We start from the raw sequence: 25,539 nt of genomic DNA on the forward strand, positions 1-25,539 counted from the left end.
TCCCGGAGCCCTCCGGTTCGGCGACGACGATATCCTCGAGCTGAGGGGGCTCCGCCGGCCCGGAGGGATACAGAGCCTCCTGCTGCGGCTGAGCTTGATCCAGGGGCCGGTCGTCATGGGCTTGAGGTTGAGGTTGGGCCTGCGGCTGGGGCTCGGACGGGATCTGAGCCCTGGGCGTCTCGGGAGCGGGCATGCCCATGAAGTGATTCAGGCCCCAGGCGATCCCGAAGATCATCAGGCTGATGGTCAGAAAGGCGCGCAGCGCGGGATGCATGCGGCGGGACAGCACCCAGCGTCCATGCCCCCTCTCCACCCACACCGGGGTCAGGGTAAACAATTCCACCAAAAAGTTCAGGATCACCTTCATCGCCGTCGTCTCGCCGCCCCCTCGCTCCTGAGGTCTCGTTTCAGGATACTCCATTTTACTACAGCTTGTCCCCCTTCACACCATCCGCCGTTCGTCATCCCCGTCATCTTCGGCGTCCTCGGCGTCCCGGCGGCGCGCCAGCAGCCTCTCAACATCCGACAGGGCGGAGCGCTCCCCGAAGATCAGCAGGGCGTCCTCGGCCTCCAGACGGGTCCCCCCCTTGGGGATGAGAAAACGGGTTCCGCGATGAACCAGCAGGATGGTCACCCCATCGGGAAAATTCAGCTCGCTCACGGTGCGCCCGACCACGCGGGAGTCGGGAAGGAGGTTGACCTCCCGGGTTTCCTCGCCCCCGCTTCCGGGCGTCCGGTCGAAGGAGAGGGGGTAGGCGGGGGAGATCCGTATCCAGGTGTCCAGCTTCAGGAGCCGGGCTGCGGCCGCCAGCGTCTTTCCCTGGAGGAGGACGGACGTCAGGACGACGAAGAAGATCAGGTTGAAGAAGTAGCGGGCGTGGGGGTGCCCCTCCGTCAGCGGATAGGTCGCCAGGATGATGGGGACCGCGCCGCGCAGGCCCGTCCAGCTGATGAACAGGCGCTCGCGCAGGGAGAAGTCGCTTCGTATCGAGCAGATGAAGACGGAGAGCGGACGCGCCACGAACATCAGAAGCGCGGAGACCAGGAGCCCGATCCCCACGACGGAGCCGTTGATCAGCTCTCCGGAGTTCACCAGGAGCCCCAGGACGAGGAACATCGCGATCTGCATCAGCCACGCCAGGGCGTCGTGAAAGCGCTCCAGGCTGTACTTGTAGAGGAAGTCCCCGTTGCTCATGACGATGCCGCAGATGTACACGGCCAGATAGCCGTTGCCCCGGATGTTCTGCGCCAGGCCGAAGGTGGCGAGCACGATGCTGATGCCCCAGACGGGGTAGAGCGCCTCGTTCGACACCCGCAGACGCTGAATCAGGAAACAGGCCAGGCGCCCCATCAGGACCCCTATGACGCCTCCGACGACCATCTGCACCAGGAAGAGGAGCAGCATGTCGCCGAAGGGGGCGCCGGGAGCGTCGATCCATCGCAGCGCGGCGAGCGTCAGGAACACGGCCATGGGGTCGTTGCTTCCGGACTCGAACTCCAGCAGCGGCTTCAGCGACCCCTTGAGCCCCAGCCTCTGCGTCCTCAGAATCGAGAAGACGGCGGCGGCGTCCGTGGAGGAGACGATGGCCCCCAGCAGGAAGCCGTCCGCGAAGGAGAACCCGGGGATCATCGAGATCAGGACCGCCATGGCGGCGGCCGTGATCATGACCCCTGCGGTGGAGAACAGCACGCCCCTCGCGACGATGGGCCGGATGTCCTGCCAGCGGGTCGCGAAGCCGCCCGAGAAGAGGATGAAGGCCAGCGCCACGGTTCCGATCAGGTTCGTGAGCGAGGCGTCGTCGAACGGAAGCCCGCCGGGCCCGTCCACCCCCGCGAGCATCCCGATCCCCAGAAAGAGGATGAGCGCGGGAATCCGGGTCCGCTCCGAGACCGTTCCGGCGATGAGGCTGAGGAAAAACAGCAGTCCCGCAACCAGAAAGGGGTCCAGATGCTGCAGCATGGCGTTACATTCCTTTCAACAGTTAATGGCGATGAACAGACAATAGCGATGCACACGACTTTCCCGGCAATACCCCAGGGCTTCGCCCTGAACCCACCAAAGGGACCAGTCCCTTTGGAATCCCAAAATGTCTAAGGCTTCAAGGGAGAGGAAGCCCCGTCGAGGCTGCCTGGCAAAGCCTCATTTGAGGCTGACGGACAGAGCCTCGTTGAGGCTGCCCATGCGGTATCCCTTGAGGTCCAGCGTCACGTAGCGGAATCCCGCGCCCTGAAGGGCGTCGTGGATCGAATCGGCGGCCTCCAGAAGAAGGGGCAGCTCCTTCCGCCCCGCCTCGATGCGTGCCAGGTCCCCATGGGATCGGACCCGAAACTGCGCATTCGGCGGCAGGATCCCGGCCAGGAAGCGTTCCGCGGCCTCGACCCGCGCAAGCCCCTCCCGCGTCACGGGCTCCCCGTAGGGGATGCGGGAGGCCAAGCAGGCCCTGGCCGGCTTGTTCCACGTGAAGAGCCCCCGTTCCCGGGAGAGGGTGCGGATCTCGGCCTTGGTCAGCCCCGCCTCCAGCAGGGGACTGCGGACGCCGTCCAGCTCGGCAAGCGCCCTCATCCCGGGACGGTAGTCGCGGCTGTCGTCCGCGTTCGACCCGTCCAGAAGCCACGGGAAGCCGCGCTCCCGCGCCCATTCGGCCATACGGAGGAACCGCATCCGTTTGCAGATGTAGCAGCGGTCCGACGGATTGACGGCGAAAGCGGGGTCCGAGAGCTCGTCCATCTCGACCACAAAGTGATTCAGCTTCAGCCCGCGGGCGAGCCGAAGGGCGTCCTCCCGCTCGTCCGCGGGCAGCAGAGGGGAGACGATGGTGACGGCCGCACTCTCCCCGCCGAGCACGTCATGGGCCTCGGCGGCCAGCAGGGCGCTGTCGACGCCGCCCGAGAAGGCGACGGCCGCGCGGCCGATCCCCCTCAGCAGCTCATGGAGCCTCTCCAGCTTTTTTCCCGCCCCTTCTCCGTCTGCAGCCCCGATCATGGCAATGTCCTCCAGGCCCTCCGCCTCGAAATCATCTTGTGGGGCATTATATCGCTTGCGGCATCCGAGCGGAAGAGCGGCCCGGAAAGGCGTGCCGTTTCTCCGGGACCGCCGGGACGAGGAGGGTGGGAAGGGTGGAGAGCGACATTCCGGACAAGACGCCGACGGACGGAAAAAGCGGCCCCGTGAAAACTCACAGGCCCGCCCCAGAACACCCCGCGCTCCGGGTTGGAGCGGTTATCGACCATGTCGGTCGATAACCGCTCTTGCTGTGCCTTCACCGATCAAATCCTGTTTTTATCCCCCCACTCGCACATTCCGTCCAGAATGGGAATGAGCGACTTTCCCCTTTCCGTCAAGCTGTACTCGACCTTCGGCGGTATCTGCGGATATTCTTTTCTATGCACAAGCCGATCGGCCTCGAGTTCCTTCAATGTGGAGCTCAGCGTTTTGTAAGAGATTCCGCCAATGTATTTTTTCATCTCATTGAAGCGAACCACGCCAAACGACATCAAGGTGTAGAGGATCGTCATTTTGTATTTTCCGTTGATTAACGACAACGTATAACTGAATCCCGTGGAACTCAGACATTCATCAAAAATACATTTTCCGTGCATTTTACACTCTCCGACAGGTAAGTATTTAACGTCCTTGTAAGTATCATACCTCGATGTGCGTACTTGTTATGAACATCATTCTGAATATAATCGTAATATGGGCCTTGAAAAAAGTCAATTTCGGGAAAACGGGAGGCATTGCTATGGGCAAGAAAATCGTGGTCATCACCGGCAGCCCCAGAAAAAACGGGAACAGCCTTGCCATGACGAAAGCCTTTATCGAAGCGGCGGAGGCGAGGGGGCATAGCGTCACCCGGTTTGATGCCGTCTCTTTGAATGTGGGTGGGTGCCATGCTTGTGAGACCTGCTTCAGGAGCGGGAAAGCCTGTTCCTTTGACGATGATTTCAATTCTATCGCTCCGGCCATTTTGGAGGCGGATACCATCGTCTATACGATGCCGGTGTATTGGTACTCTATCCCGGCCAAAATCAAAGCGGTCATCGACAAGACGTTTCCCTTCGGCATGGAGGGTGAGAATATCGCCGGAAAAGGCTGTGCCCTGATCTGTTGCTGTGCGGAAGAGGATATGTCCGTGATGGACGGCGTGCGCATTCCCATCGAGCGTACCGCCGCCCTGCTGAAATGGCACATGGTGGGCGAGGTGCTGATTCCCGGCGTACAAAACGCGGGGGACATCGAGAAAACCGACGGCTGCAGACAAGCCGCCGCCCTTGCGGAAAAAATCTGATGGATCCCCCTGCGCCCCGCCTGACGCACGGGATATTCCGGCTGTGGAGCCTAACCGGCGAAACCTTCAAATACGGCTTATATTTCATTTGCGCTTGTCCGCGTTCAGCGGACGGGCGCATTTCGCTTTTTTCAAGGTTTTCACATGGATTGACCATCCCATGCAACCGTAGGGAGCGAGAGTGGATAAAAAAAGGATACTCAAGCTGTCATAACAGATCATGAATGTTCTTGGCATGTTCCAGGTTTTCCCACCAGTCCGGCGTACGGATAGTCGTTCTCCGTCTCGCCCCACGCGTCGCAGGTCCGCGCGTCCGTCGTCTGGCCCGTACCGTTCGCCGGCATCGGCACCGAGCCGCGGGGCGGCAGGACCCACGGTCCTGAGTCAGTTTATTCCCTTCATCCGTCTATCCTTCCTTGCCGTTGAAGCAACGCAAATCCGGATAGCCGCTCAACAACTCAGCGACTGTTTCCACTTCATGTGATTTTTGTTGAGTAAAAAACGTAAAACCGAAATGATGATCCGGAGCGATAAGCATCTTATGAGTCGGTACAAATAAACATAAATCCGAAATTCCTCTGAAAGCTCCCTCTACGATCATCTCCAGCGGCCCGATGTCATCTTCGATGTTCGTTTTTATACCGGAGCGCTCATTCTTTCGAACATTGTTTTTCCGCAAAAAAGCATAGATTTCCTCGTAAATGTCATTACGCTCCACATCATCGGATGAAAACGGGCTGTATCGGTAACATGGCGCTATAATCAACTCTTGAATATTTTTGAAACGGAGATATTCAAGCAGAAAATCGATCGTTTCCTGCATATCCCTATAAAACTGCCGTCTTGTTCCATGGAAGTCTGCGGTGCCGTCATCGTAGCTTCCATCTTCATATACCTTTATTCCATAAAAGCCGTCATAACCATGGTTCCAGTTATGAACATGATACACTCCAAAAGCGGGTGTATTCTCAATTTCGTCGAGATCGAGCCCTATGCCGCATTGGCGCAAAGCCTTATTCAATTCATTGAGACGAATCTTTTCCATAAGCTCATGCGGGCCTCCAAAAATATTTCCATCCGGACCTACATTGATATGCCCTGATCCTCTCGGTGGTTTCATATTGCCCGTTGCATTTGGCTCGACAATCTAGCCTCCGATTGAAAGATGAGATCAGGCAAAGGTCACGACGGTGACCCCATACCCTCCCTCTCCTGCGCCTCCCAGGCGATAGTCCTTGACGTACTTGAGGCGCGCGCAGAGCGCATGGACCTCCCGGCGCAGGATCCCCTCGCCGCGCCCGTGGATGACGACGACGCTCGCGTGGTGGGCGCGGTAGGCCCGGTCCAGGTAGTTCGCGAGCAGCGGCAGGGCCTCGTCCACGTTCATGCCCCGCAACATGATGGAGGAGGGCACCGTCTCGCGGCCCATCAGGGCGGTGGTGTCCGCGGGCGGCAGGGCCACCTTGGCCTTCCGGTCCGTAGCCACCAGCCGCTCGACCGGGACCTCCAGGTGCATGGGCCCCGCGGCCAGACGCGCCTTGCCGTTCGACACGGACTCGACCAGCCCGACGACCCCGCTGCCGGCCACCTGGACCGTCGCCCCGGGCTCGACGACGAAGGACTTCGGCCGGGCCTCGATCTCCCGCTCCTCACGCCTGGCCTGGCGCCGCTCCATTCCCTTCCGGAGCCTGTGAATCTGCTGCCGTCTGTCGTTCAGTTCCCGATGCGCCGCCGTCTTCACCGCCCCCTCCAGGTCCCGGATCATGCCGCGCGAGGTCTCCTCGGCCCGGCTCAACAGGTTCGCGGCGCGGCGGTCCGCCGCCTCCATGATCTTGTCCCTCTGAAAGTCTATCTCCGCCACGCGGTCCCTGTAGAGCTGCTTCAGGCGCTCCGTCTCCCGGACCGCCTCCCGGAACTCGTGCTCCTCACGCTCCAGGGCCGCCCGGCGTTCGTTCAGCTCCCCCATCAGGTCCTCCGCGGAGGCCGCGCGGGCGTCCAGGGCCCCCTGGGCCAGCTTCAGCACGGACTCCGGCATGCCATAGCGCCGCGCGATCATCAGCGCGTTGCTCTTGCCCGGAACCCCCATCAGCAGGCGGTAGGTCGGGGAGAGGCGCTCGGCGTCGAACTCCATGCTGGCCGTCTCCACCCCGGGGGTCGTCAGGGCGTACTGCTTGATCGGGTTGTGGTGCGTCGTCGCCAGGACCAGGCTGCCCTTCTGCCGGAGCGTCTCCAGAATCGCCACACCCAGCGCCGCGCCCTCCTGCGGGTCGGTCCCAGCGCCCAGCTCGTCCAGCAGGACGACGGAGGAACGCGTCGCGGAGCCGAGGATCCCTATGATGTTTCTGAGGTGCGCGCTGAAGGTGGAGAGGTTCTGTTCGATGCTCTGCTCGTCTCCGATATCGGCGTGGAGGGCGTCGAAGTTCCCGACCTCCGAGCCGTCCCGGGCCGGAATGGGGAGCCCCGACCAGGCCATCGCCAGGCACACCCCGGCGGTCTTGAGCACGACCGTCTTGCCCCCCGTGTTGGGCCCCGTGACGACCAGCGTCCCGAAGGAATCGCCGCAGCGGATGTCCACGGGCACGGCGGCCTCCCGGAGCAGCGGGTGCCGGGCCCCGGCCAGTCTGAAGGCCCGCTTGCGGGTCAGCTCCGGCATCACCCAGCCCTCGGTGCGCATCAGGGAGTCGGACGCGCTGAAGAGGTCCAGGTCGCCCAGGACGTTCTCCGCATCGACGATCGCCCGCTCCCGCGCGAGGACCCTGCGGGTGAGCTCCAGAAGGATGAGGCGCTCCTCGTCGCGCTCGTCCCTCGTCTTGAGCATCAGCCCGTTGTTGACGGAGGAGAGCATCCGGGGCTCCATGTAGACGGAGTTCCCCGACCCGGAGCGGTCGACGGCCAGGCCCGGGAATCGGTTGATGTACTCCTGGCGCACCAGCAGCAGGAACCTCCCGTCCCGCCAGGCCAGGGAGCGCTCCTGCAGCATGTTCAGAATATGGGGGTCCTCGAGCAGGCGCGCGGCCGTGCGGCGGCCCGAGCGTTTCAGGGCCTCCAGTTCCCCGCGGATCGTCTGGAGCTTGGGCGAGGCGCCGTCGGCCAGGCGACCGGAGTCCTCGACCACGGCCAGCGCCTCGAGCTCCGGCGAGAAGTCGCGGAGCCTTCCCCGAAGGGCCTCCAGGATGGGAAAGTCCTCCACGGCCCCGGTCAGCTCTCCGCGGACGCGCTTCGCCGCCTCCAGGAGGGCCCGGACCGACAGAAGCTCCTCGCCCGAGAGGATGCCGCTGCGCTTCGCCCCCTCGAAGAGGGGCGATACCGGAGCAAGCGCCGCGTTCCAGGATATCTCCCCGCAGCGGTCGACGAAGTCGATCCAGCCCCGCAGGAGGGCGGCGCGCTTTTCGAGCTGTTCGAGGGTCCTGTAGGGAGAGGCCCCCTCCAGGGCGCGCACGCCGAGCTCGCCCCTCAGCCGCTCCCTGAAGGGCGCGAGGGCCTTATGGAACTCCAGAAGCTCGAGGACGGACGGAGCTGCAATCATAGCCGGATCTCAGTTTCCCTCCTTCGCGGGAGCATCGGAGCTGACCACGTCCCGGGAAGCGACGTCGGACGAGACGAGCGTTTTCTGGACGAACGAGACCCCGAGGTCCGCGGAGACCAGCCGGTTCATATCCACCCAGCCGCGGTCGGACAGGAAGGTGATCACGGGCGGCCACACGACCGCAGCTCCCCTCATGGCGTAGCTCTCCCTCAGCCAGTCCGAGGGAAGGATGGGGGAGAAGATGGACACGACGCCGTAGATGAAGAGGACGACGAAAAAGGCGCGCAGGGCGCCCGCGAACGTTCCGAAGAAGTGATCGGCCATCGACAGGTTCGCGGCCTGGATCAGCAGGCGCAGGAGATGCCCCAGGAAGGCAAAGAACAGGGAGACGCCTATGAAGATGACTACGGCGCAGATCAGGGCGACGAGCGTGGCGTCCCAGGAGGGAAAGTACTCCAGGAGGAGCTCGGCCGCGGGCCGGGCGCAGGTCCATCCGCAGAAGATGCTGGCAATGAGGCCTACGAGGGCGCCTATTTCACCCGACAGCCCTGCAATGGCTCCGCGTACGGCAAAAAAGACTAGAAGGCAACCCGCTGCGATATCGAACATCAAGGCAATATTCATCATAATGTCTTCTCCTTCGTTATTTTGTCCGGGTACCCGGCGGAGGCGTCGGGGTACCGACAAGAGTCGAAAAAAGACCGATCCCGACTCCACAGGGGAATTATAACGCAACCCGGCGGCAAGGGCGAAAAAAAGCCTCCCGCGCTATGTAAAACCTGCGGGAGGCACTTTCTACGGAATTGTATGCTATACGCGTTGCGGAGATGGGCTGTGGCTCGGGCCGATGGGGGCCATGCGCACGAAACAAATCGCTTGAGAAGCACTTTCGCGTTATAAAAGCGTGTTGTTTGAGTTACCTGGAACCACGTTACCTAGAACCTGGAAGAACGACGTCTTCCGATAAGCCCGGATGCAGCCACCGCTGCAAGGAGCATGATGCCGAAACCGCTGTTGCAGCCGCTCCCCCCGCTCTTCTCGGAGGAAGCCGAAGCTCCGGGGACATCGACGATCAGGGTGGTGGCGTAATAGTCAAAATTCCTGTCCGCTCCCGACACGGGGATACCGTGCATGATCCCGAAACAGTTATACCCCGCGTGCTTTATGGTGAACTCGAAGGTTCCGTCCGCCGCGGTCTTCGCAATCTCCTTGGTATTCGTGGGGCCCTCATCGCCTATGACGGACGGGGACTGCTGGTCGGCCCACTCCACCTTGGCATTGGGCAGGGGGTTGCCCTTGAACAGAGCCTTGAACTTAACCGTCTTCCCAACGGAGAACTCGGCAACCTCGCTCATCGGTACGATCTCGAGCACTTCACCGCCGCCCGCCGGCTTCGTGGACAGGCCGTCCGCCTTTGCGTTCAGGATCTGCTTCGAGTACCCCCAATAGAGCATCTTCATTTTGGGGGACGGAACGTAAGGGACCTTATTTACCCTTGCATCGAGGATAACCGTGCCCTCTTTGTTCAACACCGCACGGGACACGTGGGAATCCGTGCCCGTTTCCACGCCGGCTCCGGGCTCGTCGTGGTCCTTGAAGGGCGGGAAATTCTGGGACGCTCCATCCTTGTAAAGGAAGCGGGCCGAGAAGATATCGGAGCCCAGCTTCAGGTGCGCCGCCCCGGCCTGGACCTTCAAAAATTCCTCGGTGAAGGACAACTTGGCCTGATGTTCCCTGCCGACGGGCACGGCATGGAGCGTCGTGTCGGGAATTATGGAAAAGAAATGTGCCTCGGCCGGCATCGCTCCCAACAGAAAAACGAATAAGGCACACAAAACTCCAAAGCCCTTACGGTTCTGCACTGCTCTGTTCAACATGAACAACACTCCTTATCCTGGTTATCCTGCCTGGTCATTCCTGGTCTCCATGCCATGGGCCTCGACCGGTTCCCCCCAATAAAACTTAAATGATATAAGGCCTCGAAACTTCATTCAAAACAAGACCAAAGAAGCCTCCCACAACACCATTTCAAACAAAAAGCATATTAAAAAAGTTATATGAGTAAAACATATCAGGAGTCTATAACAAAAACTTCTCTACGTCAATTTGGAGCAGGGTCCTTTGTCGTTGATCTGTGATGATGCAGCTGGGGGATAAGCGAGACAGCAAATCTTTGATTTGCGTAGCTGAACTTATAAGCAGGCAACCGGCGAGGTACGAGCCGAGTTGGTCGCTTAGATTCTTCACCAGGGGCCTTATCAGGGGCTTCATCAACGAGCAACGCGAGTTGTGCCCAAGCGCCCAAAAGGCGGGGCGTACTGAAGCGGGGCGTACTACGTCGCTCACTTGGTTTCCTCCTGAAATTTCCTGCGGTTGAAGTGCTGCGCGGATTCGTCAAGGTAACGTTAAAGACGCGAGGAGGCTGCCCCTGTAAGAGGCAGCCTCCTATGTTACCTCTCTGCCGATCCGGCGGATTCTTTTCAGCCCTTCAGGGCCAGGCCTTTGCCGTCCTCCTCCATCTTGAAGCGGCCGATGAGCTCGCTCAGCTTTTCCGCCGTCTCCGACACCGTCAGTGACGCCCGCTCGATGGCTTTTGCTACGTCGACCGTGTCCGATGCTGCTTGACCGAGCTTCTTCTGAACCCCGACGATCTCCCCGATGGAGGTGGTCACGCTCTGGACGGAGGCGGTCATCTCCTCCGCCGACGCGGCCTGCTCCTCCGAGACCGCCGCGATGTTCTGGATCGACTCGTTCAGGTGGTTCGTAGCGCCCAGGACGCCCTGCAGCTCCTTGTCGACCGTCTCGGCCCTGGAGAGAAGATCCGAGAGGTGCTGGGCCATCTCCTTCGTCGCGGTGAGCGAACTCCCCGAATGATCCTGAAGTTCCCGGATCAGCTTGCTGACCTCCTTGGCGGCGTTGCCGGACTCCTCGGCCAGCTTTCGGACCTCCTCGGCCACGACGGCGAAGCCACGCCCCGCCTCGCCGGCGCGCGCCGCCTCGATCGCCGCGTTGAGCGCCAGAAGGTTCGTCTGGTCGGCAATGGACGTGATGGAGCTCACGAAGCCGGAGATGGCCTCGACCGACTGCGCCAGATGGTCGATCTGCTCCATCGTCTCCCCGGACTTTCCCGCCACCAGCTTCATGCCCTCCACGATACGTCCCACGCTGTGGACTCCCTCCGTCGTCCCGGTACTGACGGTCGAGGACTGCGTGGCCCCCTCCGTAGCGGCCTGAGCGCTCGACTGCGCCCCGGACGCCACCTCGCCGATCGCCGCGTTGATGGCCTCGAGGGAGGAGGAGCTTTCGTCGAGAAGGGCGTTCGACTTGCCCATCAGTCCACCGACATCCTCCATGGAGGCGAGCAGGCCGCCCGAGATCTCGGCGAGCTCCTCGGACTGCCGGGAGCTCTCGGCCACGCCGGTGCGGATCCGGGCGATCACCTCACCGATGGAGACCACAGTCCGGTTCAGCATCCCGGATATCCTGGCGAACTCGTCCTTGCCGGAGTCGTCGAAACGGGTCGAGAGGTCGCCGGCCTCCAGCCCCTCCATCAGGTCGGTCATCCGGCGCACGGAGCGCGTCATGCCCCGGATGATGCAGAAGAAGGAGACCCCGATGATGACCAGCGGCGTAACGGCAACCCCCAGCAGGATCAGGATCAAGGTCCTGAGGATCCCGGAGATCACGGCGTAGGGGAAGAACGCGCCGAGGTAGAGGTCGTACCCGACCGGGGCGTAGAACATCAGGCGCCGTTCTCCCTCGTGGGTGTACTCGGCGGACCCGGTCTCGCCCGCCGTCATCCGCCGGACCGTCTCACGGACGCCCTCGGGGAAGGATGGGTCCGTGAGGAGGTTGGTCTTCATGACCTGTTCCTTGTGGGGGGAGGCGACAATCACGCCGTCCTTGCGGATCAGGACCCCCGAACCCTGACCGAAGACCTTCAGGCCCGCCGTCTGCGAACTGATCTGGTCCACGTCCAGGTCCGCACCGACGACCCCCAGGAGCTTCCCGGAGTCGTCGCGGACCGCGACGGCCATGGTGATCCCCAGGCTGTTCGTCGCCGCAATGATGTAGGGCTCCGAGCAGACGACCTCACCATCCCTGGCCGCGACGGCGAGCTTGTACCACGGGCGCGTCCGGGAGTCGAAGTCGTCGGGGGCCTTCCAGCCGCCCCCGTCCGCGAAGCGTCCGTTCGATTCGTAGCCCCAGAACAGTTCCTTGATGCCACCTTGCCTGTTTTTGGCCAGAAGGGCGGCGGCGGCGCGGGCCATCTCGTCCTGAGAGACCGCCCCGAAGTGGACGTACGCGTACCGCAGCGACTCGGCGGAGGCCGAGAGGGCCGCGGAGGAACGGGCCAGTACGCCCCGGAAAATCTCCGCCGACTGCGACACGCTGTCCACCCCAACCCCCTTCAGGACCGAGGAAAGCGTCGAGCCGCCCGAGATGTAAATGACCCCGATCAATACGAACAGCACCAGGAAAACCACCGCAACCGTCCCCAACATCTTGCTCCGAATCGTCATCTTTCCGTCTCCCTTACCGCATCAAATGTCGAAAAACAACCAGGGCGCCAATGCTCGACCTCGGAGGGCGGCCCACGCCGCGCCTGCTTCTTCCGGCCCGTGAGGGCCGCCCCCGATAGAACACAAAATATAGGAAACAGCATAAAAGCGTTTGTTCGTCGTCCCGGTATCGTCACGGGCCCGCGGGGAGGGCGACACAGGGAATCTCGGGCCCCGGGATGCCGATGGGGGCGACCGTCACCGTCCCGGCATACTCGGGAGCCAGCTCCAGGCCGCGCTTCATCCTGTGGAACGTCACGGTCCGGTTCGCCCTGACCGCAGCCCCCAGCACCCTCCCCGTGTCGGCATCGATCCCCGAGGGCAGGTCCACCGCCACGACATGGGCGGCCGAGGCGCCGATCGTCTCGACGACGCGTCTATGGAGCCCCTCGATCGGGCGCGTCAGTCCGGTCCCGAAAAGGGCGTCCACACAGACCTCGCAGTTCCTGAGAGAGTGGCCCAGGCGCTCCAGGGAGCTCTCGTCCAAGGGCAGGGGAGCATCCGGCGAAAGGCGCCGCAGGATGCCGAGGTTCGTGCGGAAATCTGCACTGCCCCGTTCCGGGTCTCCCACCAGAAAGACCTCGACCCTCCGGCCTCGGATCAGCAGATGCCGGGCCACGGCCAGGCCGTCCCCTCCATTGTTCCCGGGGGCGCAGACCACAGCAAAGGAGGCCGCATCCGCGACCTCCCGGACGACCGCAAGGGCCGCGTTCTCCATGAGGACAATGCCGGGGATGCCGAACTCCTCTATGGCCCGGCGGTCCGCCTCCCGCATCTCCTCCCGGGTAATCGGCTCCAGATGCGGATTCCCTCCGCCCGGCCTTCCCTTTTTCCCTGCGGAGGGGGACGATCCCGGAACAAGGAGCATCGAACTCCACCTCCCGCCGAAAATATCAATATCGAAGGTCCCCTGAGGAATCGTACTTTACCGCGTTTCCGCATAAAGGATCCAAATGGTATTATACAGGTTTGTTCCTCTTTTGAGGGGGTACGAATCCGAAAAGAATGAACGCCCCGGCAATTCGCCAGAAAAAGCGAAAGCCCCCGAGTGCTCGGGGGCTTTCTGCCTTTATGGTATCCGATGATTATTTCAATTGGCTCCACGACCAGGACTCGAACCTGGAACCTAGTGGTTAACAGCCACCCGCTCTGCCGATTGAGCTATCGTGGAACATTCAACGAAGGGTACTATACACTTTCTCAAAAAAATTGTCAATGACCCTCGACTGAAACGCGTTTCCTCGAACTCAGACTTTCGCTTTTTTCCTCTCGGTCCGTTCAATCTTGACGATCTTCAGATGGCGCGCCCCTTTGGGGACCTTGACACACACCTCGTCGCCCACGATGCGCCCCAGGATGGCCTGACCGACGGGGCTCTTCTGAGAGATGTGCTGAACGGCCTGGGAGGCGTCGCCTGAGCTCGAAAGCTCCTCGGATCCCACGAGCATGTAGGTGTAACGCTTCTTCGGAGGGGAGAGTTCCTGAAGGGTGACGGTGAGGCCGATGGCCACCTTGTTCGTGTCCAGCTTCTCCTCGTCGACGATCCGGGTCTTCGCCAGCATCGTCTCCAGCTCCAGAATACGGCTCTCCACCTTGGACTGCTCGTCCTTGGCCGCCGCATACTCCGCGTTTTCGCTGAGGTCGCCGAAGGCGCGCGCCTCCTCGAGCTGGCGGGCGACCTCCAGCCTGCGGACCGTCCTCAGATCGACGAGCTCCGCGGACAGACGCTCGTATCCCTCCCGCGTCACCACCACTTGATTGTCGTTTTTCTTTACAGACACCCTTGCAACGCCTCCAGATCGAGATTCCCATTCAAGGCCGTATTACGATACCCCATCCAAGATCCTGTCCGGGGGTGGGCGAACCGCGCCCCTCCGGCATGCGCCCGAGGCCGACTCGATTCGGAATGCCGCCGCCGGCGAAGAGGAAGAGCGGAACGGGGCGTATTCTATCAGTTCTCACCCGCCGAGACAAGGGGCCGCACCGGTGCCTGTCGCCCGGTCGGAAAATACCCTCCGCCCCGCATCATCGGGCCCCTCGGAAGCTCCGTACCCGGACGCGAACCTCACGCCGCCCTGCGGTAGGCAAGCCAGTACGCCAGCCCGACGAAGAACGCCCCGCCCAGTATGTTCCCCAGGGTTACGGGAAGCAGGTTGGCCGAGAACATCGAGCCCCAGCCCAGGGCGTCGATCGCCTGCTGGGAGGCCCCCAGCTCCAGGGCCTTCTCCACGAAAAGCGGGTCCGCCTTGGCCAGGATGCCCGCGGGGATGTAGTACATGTTCGCTATGCTGTGCTCGAAGCCGGACGCGACGAAGAGCCATATGGGGAAGAAGATCGCCAGAATCTTTCCGGCGACGTCCCCGGCCCCGTAGGCCATCCAGACCGCCAGGCAGACCAGCCAGTTGCAGAGTATCCCCATAAAGAAGGCCTTCTCGAAGGTCAGGGCCGTCTTGTAGGCCGCCAGCTTCAGGGTGAACCCGCCCAAAAGGCCCCCGCTGCACACGAGCTGACCGGACTTCAGGACGAAGAACGCCACCAGCACGGAGCCGACCAGGTTGCCCAGGTAGACGAGACACCAGCCGCGAAGCATCGCGGGCAGGGAGATCTTCCGATCCGCCAGCGCGGCGACCATCAGGCTGTTGCCGGTGAAAAGCTCGCCGCCCGCAACGATAACCAGGATCAGTCCTGCGGCGAAGAGCGCTCCCGCAAGCGTCTTGCCCAGACCGATCGACTCGACGGTGTGGATGGCCGCGTTGGACCCCTGCGCTGCGAGCGCGATAAACCCCCCCGCAAGCACACCGAGGAGCAGTTGCTTGAAAGGGGAAAGCTCCGCCTTCTTCTGCCCCACATCGACAACATACTTTGCGATCTCCGCCGGACTCAGAAAGTTACCCTGCATCAAAAACCATCCTCCTTCCATCCTATGCGGCACAAGAACGACTCCAGGGTGCGGACGCCGTGGCCGCCCGGTAAAAAACGGCCGGACCCACCGATGGACCCAGCCGCATAGCTCTCGTCCCTATTCCACGACCTCGGCGCGGTGGAACAGGACCCAGTTGAAGGGGGTCAGAAAGACGCCCTTGAGGCGATCGCTCTGAATGTAGGCCGTCGTGTAGAAATATATCGGCAGCGTCACCGCGTCCTTCATCAGGAGCTCCTCGGCCCGTACCATGGCTCCGATGCGCTTGGACCGGTCCATCTCCGTCCGGGCCTCCTTCATGCAGGCGTCGTACTCGGGGTTCGAGTAGTTGGCCACGTTCATCGGCCCGTCGGTCACCCACAGCTCCAGCAGCGAGCCCGCATCGAGGAAATCCGCCAGATAGGCATGCCGTGCAATCTGGAAATTCTTCTGGTTGCGCGTCTCGATGAACACCTTCCACTCCTCGTTGGACAACTCCACCTCCACGCCCAGGTTCTGCTTCCACATGGCCTGGAGCGCCTCGGCGATGGCCTTGTTGACGGGGTTCAGGTTGTACTTGTAGGCGACCTTGGGGAAGCCCTTGCCGTCCGGGTACCCGGCCTCGGCCAGCAGCTTTTTCGCCGCCTCGGGGTCGGCCCTCACGGGGAGGTAGTCCTTGGACTCGCCGCGAAAGTCCTTGTCCGATCCCGTCCCGGGTATGACATAGGGGATATAGGCGACGGCGGGCTTCTGGCCGCCCTGCGCCACCTTCTCCACCATCGCCGTCCGGTCGATCGCCAGGTTGAACGCCTGGCGCACCTTCGGGTTGTCGAAAGGCGGCTTCTTGAGGTTGAAGACGGAGAAGGAGATACCGAGCGTGTTGGCCAGCTTCGCCTCTCCGCTCTGGATGAGCTGCGGCGTCATCTGCGGCGGCAGCTGCTTGTTGAAGTCGATCTTCCCGGCCTTCGTCGCCGCCAGCGCGGTGTTGGAATCGACGATCATCGTCATGCGGATCTTGTCGAGCCTGACCTTGTCCGCCTCCCAGTAGTTGGGGTTCTTCACGAGGGTCATCTCGCTGTTGTGTCTCCATTCGGAGATCATGAACGGGCCGTTGCACGGGAAATCGTCCTTTGCAGCCCAGCCGCGCGGGTCCTTGTCCACCACGTCGGGCCGGGCGGGGATGAAGTTGCCGAAGGAAAGGTATTCCAGAATCAGCGGGTTCTTATCCTCGAGGACAATCTGGAGCGTCACGTCGTCGAGGACGTTGATCCCCACGTCCTCGGCCTTGGCCTTGCCGTTGAAGAACGCCTCGGCATTCCTGATGAAAAAGCCCATGTAGGAATACGGGGCGGCGTTCTCCCCGTTGATCAGACGCATAAAGCCATGCTTGAAGTGCCCGGCGGTCAAGGGCTCTCCATCCGACCACCTGAGCCCGGGGCGCAGGTGGAACGTCCAGGTCAGCCCATCCTCCGACACGTCCCATTTTTCGGCCGACCCCGCCTCCGGCTTCGCGTCCGGGCCGACACGCACGAGCCCCTCGAAGATGTTCATGATGACATCGGAACCGTCGACGGACTCGTTCTGAACGGGATCGATCGTCTTGGGCTCGACCGCCAGGTTGAAGACGATCTCCTTCTCGGCGGCCGCGCCCGTTCCCGCCAGGAACAGCACCGCCGCCAACACAAACGACAGAATTTCCTTCACGCCGCTTCTCATCTTCATACCGCCTCCTAACGACACGAACAACACGGACGAAAACAAAACGGATGCGCCGTCTCGGCCTCAGCCCCGGCCTTCAATCAATAAATCCAATCAAGAAGTCGATCCATCCTTCAGCTCCAGAGCCCCGGAGCGGCGGGGCGGACGGCGAAGGTCCGCCCCCTCTCGTCCCTATTCCACGACCTCGACGCCGCGGAAGAAGACCCAGTTGCGCGGGGAGATGTAGACGCCCTTCACGCGGGCGCTCTGCATGTAGGGGGTCGAGTAGAAGTAGATGGGCAGCACCGGAAGGTCGCGCATCAGGATCTCCTCGGCCCTGTGCATGTTCTCCATGCGCTTGGACCGGTCCATCTGCTTGAGGGAATCCTTCATCAGGGCGTCGTACTCGGCGTTGGAGTAGTTGGCGACGTTCTCGGGAAACCCGGTCATCCACAGCTCCAGCAGGCTGCCCGCGTCGAAGAAGTCCACCAGATAGGCGTGCCGCGCGATGTCGAAGTTCTTCTGCATCCGCGTGTCGATGAACACCTTCCACTCCTCGTTGGCCAGCCCCACCTCGATGCCCAGGTTCTGCTTCCACATGGCCTGGAGCGCCTCGGCGATGGCCTTGTTGGTGGGGTTCAGGTTGTACTTGTAGGTGACCTTGGGGAAGCCCTTGCCGTCCGGGTACCCGGCCTCGGCCAGCAGTTTTTTCGCCGCCTCGGGGTCGGCCCGCTCCGGCAGGAAGGCCCCGCCCTCCGCCCGGAAGTCCTTGTCGGCCCCCACGCCGGGGATGCCGTAGGGGATGAACGCCACGGCCGGCTTCTGGCCGCCCATCGCGACCTTCTCCGCCATCGCCGTCCGGTCGATCGCCAGAGCGAAGGCCCTTCGCACCTTCGGGTTGTCGAAGGGGGCCCTGGCGACGTTGAAGACGGAGAAGGAGGTGCCGAGGGCCGGGGCCACCTTCGCCTCGCCGCTCTGGATCAGCTGCGGCGTCATCTGCGGCGGGATCCGGTCGAGCAGGTCGATCTTCCCCGCCTTGAACGCGGCCAGGGCGGTGTTGGAGTCCGTGATTATGACCAGGCGGACCTTGTCGATCTTCACGTTGTCCGCGTCCCAGTAGTTGGGGTTCTTCACCAGGATCATCTCGCTGTTGTGCTTCCACTCGGACAGCATGAACGGACCGTTGCACAGGGCCGTCTCCGGATTGGCGGTCCAGCCGCGCGGATCCTTCTCGACGACGTCGGCCCGCGCCGGATAGAAGATGTGATAGGACAGGTAGTCCAGCATCAGGGGCGTCTGGTACTCCAGGTCGATGCGGAACGTGACGTCGTCCACCGCGACCAGCCCTACGTCCTCGGCCTTGGCCTTGCCGTTGAAGAACGCCTCGCCGTTCTTGATGAAGAAGCCCAGATGAGCGTAGGGCGACGCGTTCGCGGGGTCGATCGCCCTAAGGAAGCCATAGCGGAAGTGCTCCGCCGTCATGGGCGCTCCGTCCGACCATTTGAGCCCGGGGCGCAGGTGGAACGTCCAGCTCATCCCGTCCTCGGAGACCTCCCACTTCTCCGCGCAGCCGGCCTCCGGCGCGTCGTCGAACCCGATGTGCACCAGCCCCTCGAAGAGGTTGTAGATCACGTTCGACCCGTCCACCGCGTTGTTCAAAACGGGATCGATCGTCCGGGGATCGGCCCCCAGATTGTAGACGATCTCCCTCTCCGCGGCCGCGCCCGTCCCCGCCGGGAACAGCGCCGCCATCAGCGCCATCAGCAAAAGAACCTTCGAAACCCTTCCCATCTTTACATCGCCTCCTGATAAGGTAAGTGAGAGAAGCCAACACGCCGTTTCACCCCTTGATCCCCGCCGCGCCCTCCAGTCGGGACTGCGCCGCCGGCAAAGGGGAATCCGCCTCGTATCCCCGTTATTCCGCGACCTCGGCGCCCCGGAAGAGGACCCAGCTGCGCGGGGAGATGTAGATGCCCTTCACGCGGGCGCTCTGCATGTAGGGAGTCGAGTAGAAGTAGAGGGGCAGCACCGGAAGGTCGCGCATCAGGATCGCCTCGGCCCTGTGCATGTCCTCCATGCGCTTGGACCGGTCCATCTGCTTGAGGGAGTCCCTGATCAGCGCGTCGTACTCCGGGTCGGAATACCGGGCCACGTTCTTGGGGGAGCCGGTGACCCATCCCTCCAGCAGGCTGCCAGCGTCGAAGAATATCGTGACGTAGGCATGACGCGCAATCTGAAAGTCTCCCTGCTCGCGGGTGTTCAGAAAGACCTTCCACTCCTCGTTGGCCAGCTCCACCTCGACGCCCAGGTTCTGCTTCCACATGGCCTGGAGCGCCTCGGCGATGGCCTTGTTGGTGGAGCTCAGGTTGTACTTGTAGGCGACCTTGGGAAATCCCTTGCCGTCCGGGTACCCGGCCTCGGCCAGCAGCTTTTTCGCCGCCTCGGGGTCGGCCCGCTCCGGCAGGAAGGTCCCGCCCTCCGCCCGGAAGTCCCTGTCGGACCCCGCGCCGGGTATACCGTAGGGGATGAACGCCACGGCCGGCTTCTGGCCGCCCAGGGTGACCTTCTCCACCATCGTCCTTCGGTCGATCGCCAGCGTGAAGGCCTTGCGCACCCTCGGGTCGTCGAAGGGCGCCCTGGCGACGTTGAAGACGCAGAAGGCCGTGCCGAGGGCCGGGGCCACCTTCGCCTCTCCGCTCTGGATGAGCTGCGGCGTCATCTGCGGCGGGATCCGGTCGAGCAGATCGACCTTCCCCGCCTTGAACGCGGCCAGGGCAGTGTTGGAGTCCGTGATCATGACCATGCGGACCTTGTCGATCTTCACGTTGTCCGCGTCCCAGTAGTTGGGGTTCTTCGTCAGGGTCAGCTCGCTGTTGTGCTTCCACTCGGACAGTACGAACGGACCGTTGCTCACCAGGCTTTCGGGCTTCGTCGCCCAGCCGCGCGGGTCCTGCTCCACGACGTCCGCCCGCGCGGGGGCGAAGGCGTAGAAGGACAGGCAGTCCAGCATCAGGGGCGCGGGGTTCTCCAGGCGGAGCCGCAGCGTCGCGTCGTCCGGCACGTCGATGCCCACATCCTCGGATCCGGCCTTGCCGTTGAAGAACGCCTCGCCGTTCTTGAGGAAGTACGCCATGTAGGCGTTCGGGGACGCGTTCCGCGCATCCAGGAGCCGGAGCAGGCCGTAACGGAAATCCTCCGCCGTCAGGGGCTTGCCGTCCGACCACTTCAACCCCTTGCGCAGGTGGAACGTCCAGGTCATCCCATCCTCCGAGACCTCCCACCTCTCCGCACAGCCCGGCTCCGGCGCGTCGTCGAACCCGATGCGCACCAGCCCGTCGAAGAGGTTGAAGATCACGTTCGACCCGTCCACTGCGTTGTTCCGCACCGGGTCGATCGTCTGGGGCTCGACCGCCAGGTTGAAGACGATCTCCCCCTCCACGGCCGCGCCCGTCCCCGCCAGGAACAGCGCCGCCATCAGCGCCAGAAGACACCTCACGCCCCTTGCCATTCCGCCGTCCGCTCCTTTCGCTCGATAAGACCTCGTCCTTCTTGTTTTATTTTCTTTCAAGTTTCAAGTCGGCTGTTTTTGCCCGCCAGGCGCAGGCGCCTACGCCATCGGGCAGCCGCACAGGTGCCCCGGACGGAGCTCCCGCAGCGCCGTGTCGGCCTCGGCGCACTCCGGCCTCGCGTCGGGGCACCGCGTGTGGAACTTGCAGCCGGAGGGCGGGTTCAGGGGGCTCGGTATCTCGCCCGACAGGGAGATGCGCCGCCGCGCGTCGGAAAGGTCCGGGTCCGGGATGGGGATGGCCGAGAGCAGCGAGCGGGTGTAGGGGTGCTGCGGGTTGTTGTAGAGCTCTCCGCTCTCCGCCAACTCCACGATATTGCCCAGGTACATCACCGCGATGCGGTCGCTGATGTGCTTCACCATCGAGAGGTCGTGCGCTATGAACAGGTAGGTGAGTCCCAGCTCGTCCTGAAGGTCCTCCAGCATGTTGACGATCTGGGCCTGGATGGAGACGTCGAGCGCCGAGATCGGCTCGTCGCAGACGATGAACTCGGGCTCCACGGCCAGGGCCCGGGCAATCCCGATCCTCTGGCGCTGGCCGCCGCTGAACTCGTGCGGATAGCGGTTGGCGTGCTCGCTGTTCAGGCCCACCATGCGCAGCAAATGCCGGACCCGGTCGGCCCGCTCATCCCTGGGAAAGCCGTGGATGACCATCGGCTCCATCACGATGTCGCCCACCGTCATGCGCGGGTTCAGCGAGGCGTAGGGGTCCTGGAAGATCATCTGCATCCGCTTGCGCCACGGCAGCATCCCGTGCTGCGACAGACGGGAGATGTCCTGCCCCATGAAGCGGACCGAACCGCCCGTGGGCTCGTAGAGCCTGACGATGGTACGGCCCGTCGTGGTCTTGCCGCAGCCGGATTCCCCCACCAGCCCCAGGGTCTCCCCGGCGCGGATGTCGAAGGACACCCCGTCGACCGAGCGCACCGTCCCGCCCGGGACGGCGAAGTGCTTCGCCAGGTCCCGAACCTCGAGAAGAGCCGTCTCCGACCCGGTCCCCCGTCCGGCCGCCGTCCTCTCCGTCATCGTCATCTCCCCACCTCCGCGCCCGGCCGGGCCAGGAGCCAGCAGGACGCGCTGTGCGAGTCCGAGAGGCTCGTCCGCCGTGGCGGGTACTCCATGCAGATGCGCATCGTCTCAGGGCAGCGCGCAGCGTAGGGACAGCCGGAGGGCGGGTTCAGCAGGTCCGGAGGCTGCCCCTCGATGGGGATCAGACGCTTCTTCGTCAGCTCGTCCGGGTTGGGGACCGATCTCAGGAGCCCGCGGGTGTAGGGATGCGCCGGGGCGTAAAAGACGTCGCGCCGGGTTCCCCGTTCTACGATGCGCCCGCCGTACATGACGAGCACCCGGTCGGCCATGCCCGCGATCACCCCCAGGTCGTGGGTGATCAGGACGATCGACGTGCCGAACTGCCCCTGAAGCTCCTTCATCAGGTCCAGGATCTGGGCCTGGACGGTGACGTCCAGGGCCGTCGTCGGTTCGTCGGCGATCAGCAGGTCGGGATGGCACATCAGCGCCATGGCGATCATGATGCGCTGCCGCTGCCCGCCGCTGAACTGGTGCGGGTACTGGCCGATACGGTGCTCCGCGGGCTCGATGCCCACGCGGCGCAGCATCTCGAGCGCGCGCTTCCGCCGCTCGGCGGCCGGGCCGCTTCCGTGGCGCCGAAGCGGTTCCTCGAGCTGATAGCCGATGGTGAGCACGGGGTTCAGGCTCGTCATGGGGTCCTGAAAGATCATGGAGATGCGCCGTCCCCGCAGGTCGGCCATCCGCCGTTCGGGGACCTCCGTCAGCTCGGTCCCGTCGAAGACGATGCTCCCGCCCACGACGCGCCCCGAAGTCCCGAGCAGGCGCAGCAGCGACAGCATGGTCACGCTCTTGCCGCTCCCGGACTCGCCGACGATCCCCAGCACCTCGCCCCGCCTCAGCTCGAAGGACACCCCGCCGACCGCCTTCACCTCCCCAACTGGGGTGAAGAAGGAGGTGCGCAGGTCCTCCACCCGCAGAAGGGCGTCCTTGTCCGCCGTCATGTTTTCCTCCGTCGTCCTCACATCCATCGTCATATTGTCCGTCGTCACGGCGTCCGCCCTCTCCCCCCAAGGAAAGCCGGCTACTTCCTCAGGCGCGGGTCCAGCGCGTCGCGCAGGCCGTCGCCCAGGAAATTGAAGGCCAGAATGGTGACCGAGATCGCGGCGGCCGGGAAGAAGAGCTGCCACGGATAGATGGCCAGCGCGCCGATCGCGTCGTTGCACAGCACGCCCCAGCTCGCCATCGGAGCGCTGACCCCCAGGCCGACGAAGCTCAGGAACGCCTCGGTGAAGATGGCCTGAGGGATGGAGAAGGTGAGTGTCACCAGGATGGGCCCCATCGCGTTGGGGATGAGGTGCCGCAGCAGCATCCGAGCGCCGGAGGCCCCCAGGACCCGGGCGGCCAGAACGAACTCCTCGTTCTTGATCCGCATGACCTCGGACCTCACGATACGGGCCATGGAGGCCCAGTAGGAGATGCCGAGCGTCAGGAAGATGCTCTTCAGACCCGGCCCCACGACGACCATCAGAAGGATGACGTAGATCATCAGCGGGACGCTGTGGATGGTGTCGACGACGCGCATCATGAAGTTGTCCGTCCGTCCTCCGACGAAGCCGGAGACGCCGCCGTAGATCACGCCGATCGTCAGGTTGATGAGGCTCGCGACGAACCCGACCGCCAGGGATATCCGCGCCCCGTAGAGCACGCGGACGAGAAGGTCGCGCCCGAACATGTCCGTCCCGAACCAGTGCTTCAGGCTGGGCAGCTCGTTGGACTCCATGAAGTTCTGCGTGTCGTAGGCGTAGGGCGAAAGCCACGGCCCGACGACGGCCAGCAGCAGGATGAGCAGGATCGCCGCCCCGCCCAGCAGGGCCAGCCGGTCCCGCTTCAGGCGACGCCAGGCGTCCTGCCAATAGCTCTGCGAGGGACGCACGAACTCCGAGCCCTGCTTCTCCGCGGCGCCGACCGGCTCGAACAGGGCGGGGTCGCTCAGGTCCGGGACCGCCGGCAGGGTGGTGGTGGCGCCGTTAAAGGCGTTCATCGTGTTTCCCCCTTCATTCATTCGACATTTCAATACGATGATTCGATCGATGGCCAGTGACGGCGAGGCGGATTCATGGCCTCGCTCCCCCCGCGGCGCGCGCTAGTGCAGCTTGATCCGCGGGTCGACGAACCCGAGGCAGATGTCCACGACCAGGTTCAGGAAGACCAGCAGCGCGCTGTAGAAGATGGTGACCCCCATGATGGTGGTGTAGTCGCGGTTGGAGATGCTGGTGACGAAGAACGTCCCCAGCCCCGGCACGCCGAAGACCTGCTCCACGACGAAACTGCCGGTGAGGATTCCTGCGGCGAGCGGCCCCAGGTAGGTGATCACCGGGATGATGGCGTTGCGCAGCGCATGGATGTAGACGACCGTGCGCTCTCGAAGCCCCTTGGAATGCGCGGTGCGGATGTAGTCCTGCTGGATGACCTCCAGCATACTGGAGCGCGTCAGGCGGGAGATGAAGGCCGTGGGGTACCCCGCCAGCGTCAGGGCGGGGAGGACGGCCGTGGGCAGCCCCTCCCAGAAGCCCACCGTCACCCAGCCCCATCGGTAGGCGAAGAGGTAGACCAGGGTCGTCGCGATGACGAAGTTTGGAATGGTGATGCCCAGCGTCGCCAGAACCATCGCGCTGCGGTCCTGCCACCGCCCGCGCCGCAGCGCGGAGACGATTCCCGCCGGGATGCCGACAGCCAGAGCCAGGGCCAGCGCCATGGAGCCCACCATCAGGGACACGGGGAAGCTGTCGCTGATGATCTTGTTGACCGTCATGCCCTCGTACCGATAGGAGGGCCCCAGGTCGAAACGGAGGACGTCCCAGAGATAGCGTCCGTACTGCACGTAAAGCGGGTCGTTCAGTCGGTAGCGTTCCATGATCTTGGCCATGATGTGCGGCGGAATGCCCTTCTCGTCCGTGAAGGGGCCGCCGGGGATGGCGCGCATCATGAAGAAGGTGAGGGTTATGACGACGAACAACGTCAACAAACTGGTCCAGATCCTCTGGAAGATGTACTTTCGCATCGTCTGCCCCCCGTCCTCGACTATGTCCGAATCGATTATATCATCATTACCCTTCTGGAAAATGCGGCCGGCCGCCCTCGCCGCGGGGCGGCCGGCCGGGAGTGGGCTACTTGCCCACGCAGAAGCGGCTGAAGACGGAGTCGAGCAGCGCGTCGTCGCAGGCGATGCCCAGAAGCCGTTCCAGGGCGTTGCGCGCACTCCCCAGGAGCCCCGCCACGACGTCCTGTCCCACCCCGTCCAGGATCGCCGCCTCCGCCTCCGTCATGGCGTTCAGGGCCTGGCGAATCTCATCCAACTGGCGGGCCGTGACGTTGAGCCCGGCGTCCAGGGACCCGTTGCCCGTAGCGATCGCGAGGATCTCCTCCTTCAGGAGCTCCAGCCCCTCGCCCGTTTTGGCCGAGAGGGAGATGACCGAGCTCTCCGGCACGATCTCCCGGATGTCGTCCTCCGTCACCGCATGGCTCTTGTCCGCCTTGTTCAGCAGGACGACATGCTCCCGAACGCTCAGGGAGCGCAGGTACTCCAGGTCCTCGCCGTCCAGGGGAACGGAGCAGTCCAGGAGCCAGAGGCAGATGTCCGCCTGTTTCAGCTCCTGTTTCGTCCGCTCGATGCCGCTGGCCTCGATCTCGTCGACCGGCGTGCGCAGCCCCGCGGTGTCCACCAGGCGGATCGGGACGCCCCGGTAGGTGATGGCCTCCTCGATGACGTCCCGCGTCGTCCCCGGCAGCGCCGTGACGATGGCCCGGGACTGCTTCAGGAGCGCGTTCAGCAGGGACGACTTTCCCACGTTCGGCCGGCCCGACAGCACGACGCGGATCCCCTCCCGCAGCAGAAGGCCCAGGGAGCAGCGGTCCAACAGGTCCTGCAGGGTCAGCTTCAGCGTTGCGGCCGCGTCGCGCAGCGACGCCTC

21 protein-coding genes and 1 tRNA gene are annotated in these 25,539 nt (G+C 63.3%); 1 reads left to right on the top strand and 21 read right to left on the bottom strand.

The annotated features are described in order from the left end of the window. From ABLA28_RS03610 to ABLA28_RS03625, 4 genes are all read right to left on the bottom strand, one after another. A partial coding sequence (locus ABLA28_RS03610) for a hypothetical protein (RefSeq protein ID WP_347712558.1) occupies positions 1-421 on the bottom strand: 421 nt, incomplete at its 3' end. Between the two features lie 21 nt (positions 422-442). After that, on the bottom strand, positions 443-1,960 hold the full coding sequence (locus tag ABLA28_RS03615) for a potassium/proton antiporter (protein ID WP_347712559.1): 1,518 nt from the start codon (positions 1,958-1,960) through the stop codon (positions 443-445). Positions 1,961-2,140: 180 nt separating this feature from the next. Then, positions 2,141-2,983 (bottom strand): ATP-dependent sacrificial sulfur transferase LarE, encoded by an 843-nt coding sequence (gene larE, locus ABLA28_RS03620; RefSeq protein WP_347712560.1) that lies wholly within the window; start codon positions 2,981-2,983, stop codon positions 2,141-2,143. 284 nt (positions 2,984-3,267) lie between these two features. Further along, positions 3,268-3,600 carry a winged helix-turn-helix transcriptional regulator gene (locus ABLA28_RS03625; RefSeq protein ID WP_314717160.1) on the bottom strand — a complete coding sequence of 111 codons (333 nt, stop codon included), beginning with the start codon at positions 3,598-3,600 and terminating at the stop codon, positions 3,268-3,270. A gap of 143 nt (positions 3,601-3,743) precedes the next feature. On the opposite strand from ABLA28_RS03625, the gene ABLA28_RS03630 reads away from it, so the two are divergent. Beyond that, entirely contained in the window at positions 3,744-4,289 is a 546-nt protein-coding gene (locus ABLA28_RS03630; protein WP_347712561.1) for a flavodoxin family protein, read from the top strand. A gap of 406 nt (positions 4,290-4,695) precedes the next feature. On the opposite strand, the gene ABLA28_RS03635 is transcribed toward ABLA28_RS03630, so the two are convergent. From ABLA28_RS03635 to ABLA28_RS03715, 17 genes are all read right to left on the bottom strand, one after another. Continuing rightward, the gene (locus ABLA28_RS03635) at positions 4,696-5,334 is read right to left on the bottom strand and encodes a hypothetical protein (RefSeq protein WP_347712562.1); all 639 of its coding nucleotides are present in this window, start codon (positions 5,332-5,334) and stop codon (positions 4,696-4,698) included. Positions 5,335-5,460: 126 nt separating this feature from the next. Beyond that, entirely contained in the window at positions 5,461-7,815 is a 2,355-nt protein-coding gene (locus ABLA28_RS03640) for a Smr/MutS family protein (RefSeq protein WP_347712563.1), read from the bottom strand. 9 nt (positions 7,816-7,824) lie between these two features. Continuing rightward, a complete protein-coding gene (locus tag ABLA28_RS03645) occupies positions 7,825-8,442 on the bottom strand; it encodes a CvpA family protein (protein ID WP_314717171.1) in 618 nt (205 codons plus the stop codon). Between the two features lie 308 nt (positions 8,443-8,750). Further along, positions 8,751-9,692: a DUF4198 domain-containing protein gene (locus ABLA28_RS03650; RefSeq protein ID WP_347712564.1), complete on the bottom strand. Its 942-nt coding sequence runs from the start codon at positions 9,690-9,692 to the stop codon at positions 8,751-8,753. 603 nt (positions 9,693-10,295) lie between these two features. Further along, on the bottom strand, positions 10,296-12,338 hold the full coding sequence (locus tag ABLA28_RS03655) for a methyl-accepting chemotaxis protein (protein ID WP_347712565.1): 2,043 nt from the start codon (positions 12,336-12,338) through the stop codon (positions 10,296-10,298). A gap of 172 nt (positions 12,339-12,510) precedes the next feature. Further along, positions 12,511-13,245, bottom strand: a complete 735-nt coding sequence (locus ABLA28_RS03660) for an NAD(P)H-hydrate epimerase (RefSeq protein WP_347712566.1) — start codon at positions 13,243-13,245, stop codon at positions 12,511-12,513. A gap of 227 nt (positions 13,246-13,472) precedes the next feature. Next, a tRNA-Asn gene (locus tag ABLA28_RS03665) sits at positions 13,473-13,548 on the bottom strand. A 76-nt stretch (positions 13,549-13,624) separates the two neighbouring features. After that, positions 13,625-14,158 carry a transcription elongation factor GreA gene (greA, locus tag ABLA28_RS03670; protein ID WP_314716077.1) on the bottom strand — a complete coding sequence of 178 codons (534 nt, stop codon included), beginning with the start codon at positions 14,156-14,158 and terminating at the stop codon, positions 13,625-13,627. 284 nt (positions 14,159-14,442) lie between these two features. After that, the gene (locus tag ABLA28_RS03675) at positions 14,443-15,276 is read right to left on the bottom strand and encodes a formate/nitrite transporter family protein (RefSeq protein ID WP_347712567.1); all 834 of its coding nucleotides are present in this window, start codon (positions 15,274-15,276) and stop codon (positions 14,443-14,445) included. Between the two features lie 120 nt (positions 15,277-15,396). Next, positions 15,397-16,998: a peptide ABC transporter substrate-binding protein gene (locus tag ABLA28_RS03680; RefSeq protein WP_347712568.1), complete on the bottom strand. Its 1,602-nt coding sequence runs from the start codon at positions 16,996-16,998 to the stop codon at positions 15,397-15,399. A 168-nt stretch (positions 16,999-17,166) separates the two neighbouring features. Continuing rightward, a complete protein-coding gene (locus ABLA28_RS03685) occupies positions 17,167-18,735 on the bottom strand; it encodes a peptide ABC transporter substrate-binding protein (protein ID WP_347712571.1) in 1,569 nt (522 codons plus the stop codon). Positions 18,736-18,889: 154 nt separating this feature from the next. Next, the gene (locus ABLA28_RS03690; RefSeq protein WP_347712569.1) at positions 18,890-20,482 is read right to left on the bottom strand and encodes a peptide ABC transporter substrate-binding protein; all 1,593 of its coding nucleotides are present in this window, start codon (positions 20,480-20,482) and stop codon (positions 18,890-18,892) included. A 99-nt stretch (positions 20,483-20,581) separates the two neighbouring features. Continuing rightward, positions 20,582-21,565, bottom strand: a complete 984-nt coding sequence (locus tag ABLA28_RS03695; RefSeq protein ID WP_347712572.1) for an oligopeptide/dipeptide ABC transporter ATP-binding protein — start codon at positions 21,563-21,565, stop codon at positions 20,582-20,584. A gap of 2 nt (positions 21,566-21,567) precedes the next feature. Then, complete coding sequence (locus ABLA28_RS03700) at positions 21,568-22,569, bottom strand: ABC transporter ATP-binding protein (RefSeq protein WP_314716086.1); 1,002 nt, start codon at positions 22,567-22,569, stop codon at positions 21,568-21,570. Positions 22,570-22,649: 80 nt separating this feature from the next. Continuing rightward, positions 22,650-23,609, bottom strand: coding sequence for an ABC transporter permease (locus ABLA28_RS03705; protein WP_314716073.1), 960 nt, complete (start codon positions 23,607-23,609; stop codon positions 22,650-22,652). 102 nt (positions 23,610-23,711) lie between these two features. Continuing rightward, positions 23,712-24,629, bottom strand: a complete 918-nt coding sequence (locus ABLA28_RS03710) for an ABC transporter permease (protein WP_299298966.1) — start codon at positions 24,627-24,629, stop codon at positions 23,712-23,714. Positions 24,630-24,735: 106 nt separating this feature from the next. Then, positions 24,736-25,539 (bottom strand): GTPase (locus ABLA28_RS03715; RefSeq protein WP_347712570.1); only part of this gene is annotated, 804 nt, incomplete at its 5' end.

The sequence above is a fragment of the uncultured Fretibacterium sp. genome (assembly GCF_963544685.1).
GTDB lineage: Bacteria > Synergistota > Synergistia > Synergistales > Aminobacteriaceae > CAJPSE01.